The sequence below is a fragment of the Floccifex sp. genome (assembly GCF_051873495.1).
GTDB lineage: Bacteria > Bacillota_I > Bacilli_A > Erysipelotrichales > Erysipelotrichaceae > Floccifex.
Map to the genome: position 1 here is coordinate 1 of NZ_JBJEEX010000030.1, position 14,600 is coordinate 14,600.

The window sequence follows — 14,600 nt, forward strand, 5'->3', positions numbered from 1 at the left end:
AAAAGTTCACCCTAAAAGTTTTTGGATAAACCCCAAAAGATTTTGGTTACCCTAAAAAAAAGGCCTGTAAACAGACCTTATTGAATCGTACGAACAACTTCATTTACACTACGAACTTTCTTTAAATTTGCCATGATAATCTTTAAATGATTCGCATCTTTAACCGATATCAACATCTTAGTTGTTGCCGTTAAATTATCTTCATTTACATAACTATCTACATGACGTAAAGACGCATTGCATTGTTGAAGCGTTGTCATAATATCACTTAACAAGTAGTTTCGATCGGTACTTGAAACAACAAGTTGAACATCATATGTCTTTTCTTGAATATCATCGCTCCATTCCACAGGAATCAAACGCTTCTTTTCATTGATAATATTTGGACAATCCACACGATGCACTTTAACTCCTTGTCCTTTTGAAATATATCCCGCGATTTCATCACCTGGAATTGGTTGACAACAATTCGCTAAGGAAACCGAAATCGTATCAATACCAGGCACAATCACGCCACAGCCACTAACACGTTTATATTTACTTGCTTCCTTATTAACATGTTTGATAATTTCTTCATCTTCAAGTGTTGTTTGTCGATTACGAACCAAACGATTGATAATAGATTCTAGGGATACCCTCTTATTAGCAATTCCTACATATAAATCATCTACTGTTTTAAATGATAATGTATTTAAAATTTGTTCAAGCCGCTTTTCTTTTAAAGCACTTGGATCTAATTTTTGACGAGCAAATTCATCTTCCAACATTTGTTGCCCAATTTTAATTGACTCTTTACGATCCGTTTCTTCTTGTTTTTGAAGGAAAGAACGAATCTTATTTCGCGCATGTCCACTCTTAACTATCTTAATCCAGTCTTCACTTGGACCCTTAGAATTGTTGTTCGTTAAAATATCGACAACATCTCCTGTTTTTAAAACTGTATTTAATGGAACAATGGCACCATTTACTTTTGCTCCTACCGTTTTATTTCCAACTTCGGTATGAATTCGATACGCAAAGTCAATAGGACAAGACCCTTGAGGAAGGGCAATCACTTTTCCACGTGGTGATAAACAATATACATTGGCTTCAAAAATATCTTTTTGAAGAACGTTCATATATTCAAGTGGATCTTCACTTTCTTCATCTGTCATCATCGCAAAGTCTCTGAACCAAGACAATTTATCTTCAATTTCTTTTTGTTCTTGGGCATGAGAGAAATTCGGATGTTCTTTATATAACCAGTGAGCTGCAACCCCTCGTTCCGCAACGGCATCCATTTGTTCCGTACGAATTTGAATTTCAAAGATATTTCCATGTTGTGGTTCCACTACGGTAGTATGCAAAGACTGATACATGTTTGCTTTAGGCATGGCAATATAGTCTTTAAAACGGCCTGGAATAGGACGATACGTGGCATGAATATATCCTAATATTTCGTAACAATGCGTTTCGGTATCCGTTACAATACGAATCGCAAGTAAATCCAAGATTTCTTCAAATCGTTTATTTTTAGTTACCATCTTTTTATAAATGGAATAAAAATGCTTTGAACGACCAAAGATACGATAAGGAATATGATATTTATCCAAGATAATTTTAATATCATGGATCATCATTTCTACTTGTTGATTTCTTTCACTTTCTCTTTGTGCAACTAAGTTCTTAATTTCATTGTATTTTTCATTATATAAATACTTAAAAGAAAGATCTTCTAATTCATTTTTAATTTCACTAATCCCAAGACGATGAGCAATAGGTGCATAAACAGACAATGTTTCATTAGCAATTTTCTTTTGTTTCTCTGGCTTCATATATTCAAGCGTACGCATATTATGAAGACGATCGGCAAGTTTAACTAAGATTACACGAATATCTTTAGCCATGGCAATAAACAACTTACGATGATTACTTGCCTGGTATTCTCTTTCATCTTGAAATTTAATATTACCGATTTTAGTTACAGCATCAACAATAGTACTAATCTCTTCTCCAAACAATTCTTTAATTGTTTCATTCGTTACCCCATCACAATCTTCTACCGTATCATGTAGAAAACCAGCAGCAATGGTTTTAGGAGACGTATGTAGTAAAGCTAATGTATTGGCAACCTCAATCGTATGAATCACATACGGTTCTCCACTTTTACGAAATTGTCCTTCATGATGTTCTTTGGCAAATTCATATGCCTTTTCAATCATCTCGAGATTTTCTGGGCGCTTAATATAAGACTTAATATTGCCCATACATTCTTCATATGTAACTGTTTTTCGACTACTCATATTAACCACCCTTTCTAATTTATTCTCCTTCAAAATGTGTTAATGAACAAACAGGAATATCTTTGAATTTTTCTTTTCCTTTTAAATCATCTAGCTCAACTACAAAACCAATTCCAACAACTTGTGCCCCTTGTTTTTGTACTAACTTAACGATTGCTTCTACTGTTCCTCCAGTCGCTAAAAGATCATCAATAATCACAACCTTTAGTCCTGGTTTCAAAGAATCCGCGTGCATACATAAAGTATCTGTTCCATATTCTAATTGATATGTTTCTTCAATTGTTTTACGAGGAAGTTTCCCTGGTTTACGAACAGGTACAAAAGGTAAATTCAATTGATTCGCAACAGGAATCCCAAACCAGAATCCACGTGCTTCTGGACCAATCACAATATCAGCTTGTACGCTTTGTACAAAAGATGACAATTCATCCGTAACTTTTTTATAGGCTTCAGGGTGTTCCAAAATCGGTGTTACATCTCTAAAAATAATTCCTTCTTTTGGAAAGCCTGGAATGCTTTCAATGTAGTTTTTTATATCCATATATATTCCTCACTTTTTACTAATAATAACACAAATTTGTCATTTTATTTATACTTAATTGCATCAATACAAAAATTAACACTTTCTTTTTTACGATACGAACTAATCGAAACCGAACCAATCAAACTTGAAATAGCTCTGTTTTTATTTTGAAAATGATCCAAAGACTGATTAAAATCCATACACTCAAGCCCATTTTCTAAAACATATTTACGATGTTTCCCATTTTGAAAATCAAATAAACTCTTTACCTTTACACTTTGAATTTCAAAAGAAGGAAGCTCAAAGCCAGGACCAAATGGACGAAGTACATCTAGACCTTTCACTTGTGATAAATTTAATTCATCGCTATTCACAAGCAATGTTTTCTTTTCTTCTTTTTGCCATTGATACGATTGTGACTTTTGTTCTATGTATTGTTCAAACTCAGGAATTTGTTCATCAACGAATGTAAAACCAGCTGCTTGTTTATGTCCACCCATTGTTTCAAAATAAGGAAAGTCTTTTAAAAATTCCACACAATTAAATCCCAATGGAGCTCGCATAGAACAACGACAAATACCATCACAACTCGTTGCCACAATACATGGTTTATCAAATTGAGAATTAATTTGTCCACACGTTAAACCAATAATTCCTTCATGATAATTTTGATCATACACAAACAAGACATCTTTATCTTGATCTAGTTTTTGGATAGCTTGTTGAGTCATGTTGCTTGACATATTCTTTCGTTTATCATTGATTTGTTCCATCTGACAAACAAAGTTTGTACAATCACCATCACTTAGAAAATAGCGCACCGCATTATTCACGTTCGCCACATCCGATAATCTTCCTAGCGCATTTAGTTTAGGAACAATTTGAAAAGCTATCGAAGTTTCATTTAAAACAGGGTCTTTACTAAGCGCAAAGAAATGTTTCTCATGACTTTGATTTAAACATTTAATTCCTTTTTGAATAATCCATCGTGTTTCATCTTTAACAGGCATCATATCTCCAATACTGGCAACACATGCACACATCAAATGAAACGGTGTATCCACTTTCAAAGCACGAATGCACTCATAAGCTACTCCAGCTCCACATAAACTTGAAAACGAAGGTTCCATTTCGTTGGGATGGACTAATAAATCACATGGTACAAATTCATCAAGGGTATGATGATCGGTAACGATTGTTGTGATTCCAAGTTGTTCAGCCCTCTCTAATGCATCAAAAGCTTTAATCCCATTATCAACTGTAACAATAATCTTATAGCCTTTTTTATAAGCTAAATCTACAGTATGAGCATGTAGTCCATATCCTTCTTTTAAACGATTGGGAATATAGAATCCACAATCTATGCCAAACTTTCTAAGGCCATCTACCATAATGGTAGTTGCCATAATACCATCGCAATCATAATCTCCTGCTACTAATATTTTTGTATTGGATTCTTTTGCTTCAGTAATAATTTGAATAAAATTTTGAATGCATTCACTATTTGATATAGGCTCCAAATCATTGTGTTCTAACCATTGATTCCATTTTGAACAGTCCGGTTCAATAAACTGTAATACTTTTTTTGATAATATTGATAAATTTTCCATGGCATTATTCTATATCAAAAAAAAATGAATGACAATTTTGTCATTCAAATAATTCCATTTGATGCATTATTTTTAAATGATCATACGCTTTTTGTGTCACAATACGACCACGAGACGTACGATTGATAAACCCAATTTGTAGTAAATAAGGCTCATATACATCTTCTAGTGTCGTGGCTTCTTCTCCAATGGAAGCAGCAATGGCATCCAAACCAACTGGACCTCCATTAAAACGTTCAATAATTCCCATCAAATATTTATGATCCACTAAATCAAGTCCTAGACTATCCACATGTAGACAATCCAAGGCTTTTTTCGTGACATCTAAAGTAATCAGCCCATTATTTAACACCTGGGCATAATCCCGTACCCTTCTAAATAAACGATTCGCAATTCTTGGTGTTCCTCGTGAACGAAGCGCAATTTCACTAGCTGCTTCATCATCAATTTCCGTTTTCATGACACGAGCTGTACGTTGTACAATCTGACATAGCTCATCAATTTCATAATATTGAAGCTGCCAGACAATACCAAATCGATCTCGAAGTGGACTGGAAAGGTCTCCAGCTCGGGTAGTAGCTCCAATTAAAGTAAAAGGAGGTAATGGAAGACGAATAGAATGAGGATTTCCTGTATCTTTTCCGACTACAACATCGATACAAAAATCTTCCATTGCCGAATATAAAACTTCTTCTACTTGTTTAGAAAGACGATGAATTTCATCGATAAATAATACATCCCCTGGTTCAAGAGTGGTTAAAATAGCCGCTAAGTCGCCACTTTTTTCAATAGAAGGACCACTTGCGGTTTTTAAGTGTCCATTCATTTCATTTGCCAAGATATAAGCCAACGTTGTTTTTCCTAAACCCGGTGGCCCATAAAATAAAGCATGATCCAATACTTCTTCGCGCTGTAGTGCCGCTTGAATAAAAATTCTTAAATTTTGTTTTAATTCCCTTTGTCCTATATATTCATCCAAACTCGCTGGACGTAAAGACTGTTCATATCCATCATTTTCTTGAAGATTCGCATCTACTTCTCTCATCTTATACTCCATTTCGTTTTGCGATTATATTTAAAGCCATACGAAGCATCTGATCCGTATTTAAATCCGTACGATCTTGTAGCTCTTTTTTAATACCTGTTAACTGATTCGCTTTAAAACCAAGAGCTATTAAAGCTTCTTGACATTCTTGCCAGACTGGATTCGTACTTGTTTCATTTTTAGAAGGAACGGAAACAAATTTTCCTTTCAAATCCAAGACAATTTGAGAAGCTGTTTTTGCACCAATACCCGGAAGTGACTTTAATCGCTTAATATCATCCGATTCAATGGCCTCAACCATTTCTTGAGCAGGACAAGCTCCTAAAATATTTAATGCCGATTTAGGACCAATCCCTTTTACATTGATTAAACGCATAAACACATCATAGTCTTGTTCATCTTTAAATCCAAACAACAATATCGCATCTTCCCGTACGTGTTGATATGTATATAAAAACACTTCGCTATTTAATTGATACTGACTTGTATTGGATACATAGACTTCTATGCCAATGTTTTGTACATCCACTACAATGGTTTCTTTGCGTATAAGCCGCACTTTTCCTGATACAAACGCAATCATACCTTCTCCTTTTTGCCTTATATTATACTAGACAATTAGTCTTGTTCAAACTGTGAATTATATAAATTCGCATAGAAACCATTTTGTTTCAATAACGTTTCATGATTTCCTTGTTCAACAATATCTCCATCTTTCATTACTAAAATTAAATCTGCATTTTTAATAGTTGAAAGACGATGGGCAATGATAAAACTTGTTTTTCCTTTCATCAAGTTATCCATAGCTTTTTGAATTTGTTGTTCGGTACGCGTATCCACACTACTAGTGGCTTCATCTAAAATCAATACTTTATTATTAGCTAAGATAGCACGTGCAATTGTCAACAATTGTTTTTGTCCTTGAGACAAGTTTGATGCATCTTCATTGATTTCCATTTGATATCCCTTAGGAAGCGTACGAATAAAGTGATCCGCTTTGGCTTGTTTTGCAGCTTCAATGACTTGTTCATCACTTGCTTCTAAATTACCATAACGAATATTTTCCATGATTGTTCCTTTAAACAACCAAGTATCTTGAAGTACCATACCAAAGTTTTGACGTAAATTAGAACGATTGAAATCACGTATATCCATACCATCCAATAAAATAGCTCCATCATTCACATCATAGAAACGCATCAATAATTTCACAATCGTCGTTTTTCCAGCTCCTGTTGGACCTACAATGGCAACTTGTTGACCAGGTTGAATGTGACAACTAAAGTCTTTGATAATTGTTTTATCTGGTGTATATCCAAATTTTACATGATCAAAAGTGACTTCTCCTTTTATTTCTTGTTCGATTTTATTTTCGCTTTGAACTTCTTCTTTCTCATTTAAGAATTCAAAGACACGTTCCGCAGCGGCTGCCATACTTTGAAATTGATTAGATACTTGTGCTAATTGTTGAATAGGTTGAGTAAAGTTCTTTACATATTGAATAAAAGCTTGAATGTCTCCAATCGTAATGTATCCACGACATGCATAGACACCACCCATAACCGCAACCATTACATATCCTAAATTCGCAATGAAATTCATAATCGGTTGCATTAATCCCGATAAGAATTGAGACTTCCAAGCAGATTCATATAGTTTTTCATTGTTTTGTTCAAATTGATTCACCATATCTTGTGTTCGATTATAAGCACGAATCACATTATGACCTGAATAAGTTTCTTCGACTTGTCCATTCACAACACCAAGCATTGCTTGTTGTTGTTTGAAATACTTTTGAGAATGTTTAACAACCACCATCACAAACACAAATGTCAATGGCAAAATCAATAAAGCGACAAGTGTCATACTAGGTGAAATCGAAAGCATCATGATAAATACACCAATTAATGTTGTGATGCTTGTGACTAATTGGGATAAAGATTGATTTAAGCTTTGTCCTAGGGTATCAACGTCATTGGTAATTCTTGATAAAACTTCTCCAATGGTTCTTGATTCAAAATAAGATAGTGGTAGACGATTAATTTTTTCACTGATATCTTTTCTAAAGTTATAACAGATTTTTTGTGTTACACTACTCATTAACCAATGTTGAATAAACGAAAATAAACCAGATAAAATATATAAACCTAATAAGAAAATCAATACTTTTCCAATGTATCCAAAATCAATAGATCCTGTATTTGTTACTTTAGCAATCCATCCTTCAGCTAATGCTGTGGTTGCCTTCGATAAGATTTTAGGTCCAATAATATTAAATACCGTTGATAATATCGCAAAGACCATAACAACAACTAAAATAAAACGATATGGCTTTAATGAAGCAAAGATTTGTTTCATTGTTCCCTTAAAGTCTTTGGCCTTTTGTACGGGTTTTCCTCTTCCTGGATGTGCCATTAACAAACACCTCCTAATTCACTTTCTGATAATTGCGATTTGGCAATTTCTTTATATTCTTCACATGTTTTCATTAATTGTTCATGCGTTCCAACCCCAACTACTTTTCCTTCTTCCATGACAATAATTTGTTGGGCATGAAGAATTGTTGAAATACGTTGAGCAACAATCAATACTGTCGCATCTTTCGTTTTTGTGGATAGTGCTTTTCGTAAAGCTGCATCTGTTTTAAAGTCTAGAGCTGAAAAGCTATCATCAAAAATATAAATTAATGGATTTTTGGCAATTGCACGAGCAATTGACAATCGTTGTTTTTGTCCACCCGAAACATTGGTTCCGCCTTGTGCAATGGGACTATCATATTTTTGTTCTTTGATTTCAATAAATTCTTCTGCTTGGGCAACTTGACTTGCTTCCATCATTTCTTCATCACTAATATCTTGTCCAAATTTAATATTAGAACCAATTGTTCCTGAGAATAAAACTCCTTTTTGAGGAACATATCCAATTAAATCATGAAGCTGATCCACACTCATATCACGAATATCTACTCCATCTAATAAAATTTGTCCTTGTGAAACATCAAAGAAACGGCAAATTAAATTTAGAATCGTTGATTTTCCACATCCTGTACTACCAACAATGGCTGTCGTTTGTCCTGGATGAATTGTGAAATTCAAATCCGATACAGTATAGTCTTCACTGTCTGGATATTTAAAGGAAACATCTTTAAATTCGATTTCCCCTTGCCATTTTTTATCAATCACTTTTTCTGTATCTTTAATTGACAAAGGTGTATCTAAAACTTCATCAATACGATCAAATGCCACACTGGCTCTTGGAAGCATAATGGATACCATGGAAATCATCATAAACGACATAACGATTTGCATTGTGTAACTAATATAGGCAATTAAATCCCCTACTTGCATGTTTCCTAAATCCATTGATAATCCACCAAACCATACAATGGCAATGGAACATGCATTCATAATAATCGTCATTAATGGCATCATCATAGCCATCGTACGATTTGTGAACAATTGATTTTTCATTAAATCGGTATTTGCTTGATCAAAACGTTTTTCTTCATATTTTTCTTGTGAGAACGCACGAATTGGCATAATACCTGTTAAAATTTCACGCGAAACTTGATTTAAGTTATCTACTAATTTTTGTACTTTCTTAAATTTAGGCATCGCAACAAATACCAAGATTCCAATAATCGCTAATAATAAAACAACCGTTACTACAATAATCCACGATAAATCACTACCAGTATTCGATATTTTAATAATTCCTCCTATTCCAATGATAGGCGCATAAAATACCATTCTTAATAACACAACACAAACCATTTGTACTTGTTGAATGTCATTGGTTGTACGTGTAATTAATGAAGCCGTTGAAAAAGATTCAATTTCTTCATTAGAAAAAGACATTACTTTTTTATACACTTTGGCACGTAAATCTTTACCAATTGTAGCCGATACACGAGATGCCAATAAACCAACACCAATAGCACAAGCTACTAATAATAATGTATATCCAAGCATTTTTCCACCTGTTTTCAACAAGTAGTTCATTTGTGTTTTTTCTTCAATGCCTTGGGCACGATATTCTAATTTCACAAATACTTTTCCTTGGCTTTCCATTAATTCAAGGGTATCCTCATCAATTTGTGATACAACTTGTTCTAATTGTTCTTGGATAATATCACGTTTTTGGTTATCTGAAAGCATGGGTGGCATTTGTTGAATCATGCCATTTACTTGTTTACAAGCATCATCTAAATCCTTTACTTCCACTTCTTCTTTACCTTGACTTGCCATAGAAACAAGGGCAATTTCAGGCATTGTGAACGCATCACTTAAATCTGGTGCATCTTCTTTTAAAACATAAATATCATCTTGTTTGTCATAATTATCAAACACCAATTCCGCATCACTTTCTGGCATTAACCATGTAATAGCTTCCATTGATTCTTCTCGAATTGAATCGGGTACAGTACTTTCAATTCCAGACATTTGAATCCCAACATCAATTAAATCACTTGTCATGGAAGGAATGCTTAAATCACAGTTTGCTTGAATAATCAATAAAACAAAGATTACTAGACATGTCTTCCAATGTTTCAACAATTGTTTAAATATTTTAGTCATTTAATTCACCTCTGTTCGCATTTACAATTTGCACAGCTTGATCTAATTTATATAAACATTGATTTAATAAATTCAGATTTTCAGCACCAAGTTCTTGTTCAACGCTTGTCACAAACGCTAACAAACGATTTTCACATTCACTATGGGCTTGTAGGCCATATTCACTTAATTCTACATAAACTTTACGACGATCTAACGGATCCGTAGTACGAATAATCAGACCATCGTCTTCTAATTTTTTAAGTGTACGAGACACAGATTGTGGCAATAAATCATTGATAATAGAAATATCTTTAACCGCAATCTTACCATTTTCCCCATGTTTATCGATAATCACAAATAAACGATGTAAAGCTGGAAAATGACATTCAGGTCCATTCACAAGAGATGCATTCACACCTTCTTGTATGTGTTTCTGAAGTGACTTCAACATTAAATATGTTTCTGAATCCATAGGTACCTCCTTTTTTAACATGCGTTAATTATTATACTTTACATATAGTATGTCAAATAAAAAACCCAGAAAAATCTGGGCTATAATTCGATATCTAATTCAACAGGACAATGATCCGATCCATATATATCCGTTAATATTTTCGCATCTCGTACTTTTTCTTTTAAATCATTTGAGACTAACCAGTAATCAATTCGCCACCCCGCATTTTTTTCACGGGCTTTAAAGCGATAAGACCACCACGAATATTCTACTTTTTCAGGATAGAGCTCACGGTATGTATCCGTTAAAAAAGATAATAAATTGGTTTTAAAGCTATCTCGTTCTTCATCTGTAAAACCAGCATTGCGACGATTGGTTTTGGGATTTTTAATGTCTATTTCTTCATTCGCAACATTAAAATCTCCACAAACCATAACTGGTTTATTTAAAGAACGAATATATTGGGCAAAGGCTTTATCCCATTCCATACGATAGTCAAGACGCTTTAGACCATCTTGGCTATTAGGTGTATAGACTGTTACCACATAATATTGATCATATTCTAAAGTGATAACGCGACCTTCGGTATCATGAATCGCATCATTGATTCCATATGATACATTTAATGGTTGTTCTTTGCATAGAATCATTGTGCCGCTATATCCTTTTCTTTGGGCAGAATATTTATATTGATAAGGATATAATTCACAATCCACTTCAATTTGATCTTCTTGTGCCTTTGTTTCTTGGATACAGAAAATATCAGCATCTAGAGCATATAAAATCTCAATAAAATCTTTTTTCATAACAGCACGTATGCCATTCACATTCCAAGATATTAATTTCATAATAACCTCTAGTTTTCAATAAATTCGAATTCGAATCCACCTAATTGAACCGTATCCCCATCTTGACAACCCGCTTCTCTTAGCGCATTGTCAATTCCTAGGTAACGTAAACGATTGGCGAATAAATAGAAGTCTTCTTCGGTATTTAATTTCTTAATATCAAAGACACGATCAATTTTAGGACCATATACACTCCATAAACCATCACCAATTTGTTCAATTGTGTAATCCTTTTTCTTTTCTTCAAATGTATATGTAACACCTACATCTTCATTTGTTTCTTCCACAATTGGGAATGGTGGTGTTGTTTGAAGTAAGTCAGCAGCACGGCATAAAACAGGCTGCAATCCTTCATGAATAATTGTTGTTGTTTCAAAAACTTCAACATCTGGATACGCTTGTTTGAAGGCTTCTAAATTTGCTTGAGATTGGTCTAAATCCATTTTATTAGCAACCACGATTTGTGGTCGTTCTAATAAACGCAAATTATATGACTTTAATTCTTCATTAATAATGCGATAATCATCAATTGGATTTCGACCTTCTTCTCCACCCATATCAATGACATGAATAATAACACGACATCTTTCAATGTGACGTAAGAATTGATGTCCCAATCCTTTTCCATCACTTGCTCCTTCAATTAATCCAGGAAGATCGGCCATCACAAAGCTTCTTCCATCTTTGGTTTGAACCACTCCTACATTAGGAGCAATTGTTGTGAATGGATAATCTCCAATTTCAGGTTTAGCACGAGAAACAGCATCTAAAAAAGTAGATTTTCCCACACTTGGAAATCCCACTAGTCCAACATCCGCCAATGTTCTTAATTCAACAATGGCATCAAATTCTTGTCCTGGGAATCCATCTTCGGCATATTTTGGAGCAGTATTGCGACTTGATTTAAAGTGGCAGTTTCCACGACCACCACGACCACCTTTGGCAACGATTTGTTGTTGGTGAGGCTGAGTTAAATCGGCTAAAATATGCCCAGTTTCGGCATTCTTTACAATTGTACCTAATGGAACCTTGACAATTTTGTCTTCACCATTGGCACCGTGCATACGCTTATTTTTACCTTTTTCACCATCTGTCGCTAATATTTTACGATGATAACGAAGATCTAATAAAGTTGTCATTCCTGGATCCGCTTCAAAAATGACATTTCCTCCATCGCCACCATCTCCTCCAAAAGGGCCACCGTAAGCAACGTATTTTTCATGGCGAAAGGAAACAATTCCATTTCCACCTTTTCCTGCTCTTAAATGAACTTTTACTTGATCAACAAACATGTCTAGGCTCCTTTCAATATCTAAAAAAATAGACCCCGTACATCACGGGATCTAGAAAATTCTGTACTAAGCTTGTGGATAAACAGAAACTTTCTTTTTATCCTTTCCAAGACGTTCAAACTTAACAACACCATCGACTAATGCGAATAATGTGTCATCGCCTCCGCGACCAACGTTTGTTCCTGGATGAATCTTAGTTCCACGTTGACGGTAAATGATACTACCTGCATGGCAATATTGACCATCGGCTAATTTAGCACCTAAACGTTTTGATTCAGAGTCACGACCGTTCTTAGTAGAACCTACCCCTTTTTTAGATGCGAAAAACTGAATATCTAATGTGAAACGCATGATTTACACCTCTTTCCTTATTATCGTAATATTTTCCGGATAACTTGCTTCCATTGTCTTATATTGAATTTCAAGAAACAATAATGACTTTTGAAGCATATCCGAATTCTTTAATGCTTTGATTCGGAATTGATTATCTCGCACTTCTATATCTACATCATGTGCGAACAGCTCATCAAATGCATTCAATGCACCAAATCCGATTGATGAAGCCCCTGCACAAACTAAATCATTTCCTCTTGTTCCTGCTCCAGCATGACCTGAAACACGAATCGATTGAATTTGATCTTGTTTATACAGTATTTCCACCTTAACCATTAATTAAGCCTCGATACCAGTAATTTTTACACGAGTATATGGTTGACGGTGTCCTTGTTTACGACGAGTTGAGCTCTTCTTAGGTTTGTATTTGATAATAGTAATTTTCTTACCTTTACCTTGTTTTTCAACAACACCAGTAACAGAAGCCCCTTCAACATAAGGTTTTCCGATTTTACCGTTGGCAAATAAGACTTTGTCGAATGTAACTGTTTCTCCTTCGTTAACATCTAATTTTTCAACGAAAATAACAGCATCTTGTTCAACTTTAATTTGTTTTCCACCAGTTTCAATAATTGCGTACATATTTTTTCTCCTTTCATTTGATGACTCGCCATTAAGGTGTGATGTTCAACTTATAACCTTTTCTGTGCGGTTGCAAGAGCGGAGTCTGCAACACTATGATTATAGAGCATAGAATTGCGTTTTTCAAGTAAATATTTTAATTATTTATTAATTTCCAATACCGCATTATACGCATCATGAATTGCATTTAGCGCAAGAGCAGGCTTAGCTGCATCACCGACAACATAATACGGAATATTGTTTTCTTTACAATGATTTTGAAGTACCGTTGAATCATTTGATTTTGAACCAATGGCCATAATAACTACATCACAAGCAAGTTCTTTTGTTCCTTCTTTCGTTTGAACAACCACCTTATCTTCTTCAATCGATTGACAAGTAGTTTCTGTTAAAATCGTAACTTTTTCTTGTGCTAGAGACATTTGTGTTCCAATTTGACGAAGTTGACCCAATTGTGTTAACACTTTATCCATCATTTCAACAACATTAACTTCCATTCCTTTTTGAGCCAAGTATTCCGCACATTCAATTCCAACAAGACCACCACCAATGACAACAGCCTTTTGACCTGATACTTCTTTACCAGCTAATAAATCATGTGAATTAATAACACAGTCTAATTGTGCTCCTGGAATATTTGGAATTATTGAGGAAGAACCAATTGAAATAATCACTGCATCTGGTTTGATTTCATCAATTTTTTGAGTGGTTGCTTCACAATTTAAATGCACTTCAATATTTTGATCTAAAATATTTTGAACAGCCATATCACTGGCAAGCTTAAAATCTTCTTTACGAGGTGCTTTTCCAGCTAATTCAAATTGACCACCTAAATGATCCGATTTTTCAAGAATAATTGGTGTATGTCCACATTGTTTTAAATCATTAGCAGCCTCTAATCCTGCAATTCCTCCACCTAAAATCAATACTTTTTTAGGATGATCACTAGGAATCAATTTCATTGTTTCTTCTTCTAAAACCGCAGGATTTCGCATACAAGAAATATGTTCAA

14 protein-coding genes and 1 other annotated feature are annotated in these 14,600 nt (G+C 34.4%); all 14 genes read right to left on the reverse strand.

Going from position 1 to position 14,600, the window contains the following annotated elements; all coding sequences use genetic code 11:
• Positions 1–77: 77 nt before the first annotated feature.
• Complete coding sequence (locus ACI313_RS01820; RefSeq protein ID WP_320607951.1) at positions 78–2,282, reverse strand: RelA/SpoT family protein; 2,205 nt, start codon at positions 2,280–2,282, stop codon at positions 78–80.
• A gap of 19 nt (positions 2,283–2,301) precedes the next feature.
• Positions 2,302–2,823, reverse strand: a complete 522-nt coding sequence (locus ACI313_RS01825) for an adenine phosphoribosyltransferase (protein ID WP_320607952.1) — start codon at positions 2,821–2,823, stop codon at positions 2,302–2,304.
• A gap of 44 nt (positions 2,824–2,867) precedes the next feature.
• Positions 2,868–4,415 carry a single-stranded-DNA-specific exonuclease RecJ gene (locus ACI313_RS01830; protein ID WP_439755144.1) on the reverse strand — a complete coding sequence of 516 codons (1,548 nt, stop codon included), beginning with the start codon at positions 4,413–4,415 and terminating at the stop codon, positions 2,868–2,870.
• A gap of 40 nt (positions 4,416–4,455) precedes the next feature.
• Positions 4,456–5,472: a Holliday junction branch migration DNA helicase RuvB gene (gene ruvB / locus ACI313_RS01835; protein ID WP_320607954.1), complete on the reverse strand. Its 1,017-nt coding sequence runs from the start codon at positions 5,470–5,472 to the stop codon at positions 4,456–4,458.
• Positions 5,462–6,043 carry a Holliday junction branch migration protein RuvA gene (gene ruvA / locus ACI313_RS01840; protein ID WP_320607955.1) on the reverse strand — a complete coding sequence of 194 codons (582 nt, stop codon included), beginning with the start codon at positions 6,041–6,043 and terminating at the stop codon, positions 5,462–5,464. Before ruvA ends, ruvB begins: the two co-directional genes overlap by 11 nt.
• A 35-nt stretch (positions 6,044–6,078) precedes the next feature.
• Positions 6,079–7,875: an ABC transporter ATP-binding protein gene (locus ACI313_RS01845; RefSeq protein ID WP_320607956.1), complete on the reverse strand. Its 1,797-nt coding sequence runs from the start codon at positions 7,873–7,875 to the stop codon at positions 6,079–6,081.
• Entirely contained in the window at positions 7,875–10,037 is a 2,163-nt protein-coding gene (locus tag ACI313_RS01850; RefSeq protein WP_320607957.1) for an ABC transporter ATP-binding protein, read from the reverse strand. Before ACI313_RS01850 ends, ACI313_RS01845 begins: the two co-directional genes overlap by 1 nt.
• Positions 10,030–10,491: a MarR family winged helix-turn-helix transcriptional regulator gene (locus tag ACI313_RS01855; RefSeq protein WP_320607958.1), complete on the reverse strand. Its 462-nt coding sequence runs from the start codon at positions 10,489–10,491 to the stop codon at positions 10,030–10,032. Before ACI313_RS01855 ends, ACI313_RS01850 begins: the two co-directional genes overlap by 8 nt.
• A gap of 80 nt (positions 10,492–10,571) precedes the next feature.
• Positions 10,572–11,321 carry an exodeoxyribonuclease III gene (locus tag ACI313_RS01860; RefSeq protein ID WP_320607959.1) on the reverse strand — a complete coding sequence of 250 codons (750 nt, stop codon included), beginning with the start codon at positions 11,319–11,321 and terminating at the stop codon, positions 10,572–10,574.
• Positions 11,322–11,329: 8 nt separating this feature from the next.
• Positions 11,330–12,613 (reverse strand): GTPase ObgE, encoded by a 1,284-nt coding sequence (gene obgE / locus ACI313_RS01865; protein WP_439755145.1) that lies wholly within the window; start codon positions 12,611–12,613, stop codon positions 11,330–11,332.
• A gap of 66 nt (positions 12,614–12,679) precedes the next feature.
• Positions 12,680–12,964, reverse strand: a complete 285-nt coding sequence (gene rpmA / locus ACI313_RS01870; RefSeq protein WP_320607961.1) for a 50S ribosomal protein L27 — start codon at positions 12,962–12,964, stop codon at positions 12,680–12,682.
• A gap of 3 nt (positions 12,965–12,967) precedes the next feature.
• Positions 12,968–13,282, reverse strand: a complete 315-nt coding sequence (locus tag ACI313_RS01875) for a ribosomal-processing cysteine protease Prp (RefSeq protein WP_439755146.1) — start codon at positions 13,280–13,282, stop codon at positions 12,968–12,970.
• 3 nt (positions 13,283–13,285) lie between these two features.
• Positions 13,286–13,588, reverse strand: coding sequence for a 50S ribosomal protein L21 (rplU, locus tag ACI313_RS01880; RefSeq protein WP_320607963.1), 303 nt, complete (start codon positions 13,586–13,588; stop codon positions 13,286–13,288).
• An 11-nt stretch (positions 13,589–13,599) separates the two neighbouring features.
• Positions 13,600–13,670 (reverse strand) — a sequence feature (ribosomal protein L21 leader region).
• A 58-nt stretch (positions 13,671–13,728) separates the two neighbouring features.
• A partial coding sequence (locus tag ACI313_RS01885) for an FAD-dependent oxidoreductase (protein WP_439755147.1) occupies positions 13,729–14,600 on the reverse strand: 872 nt, incomplete at its 5' end.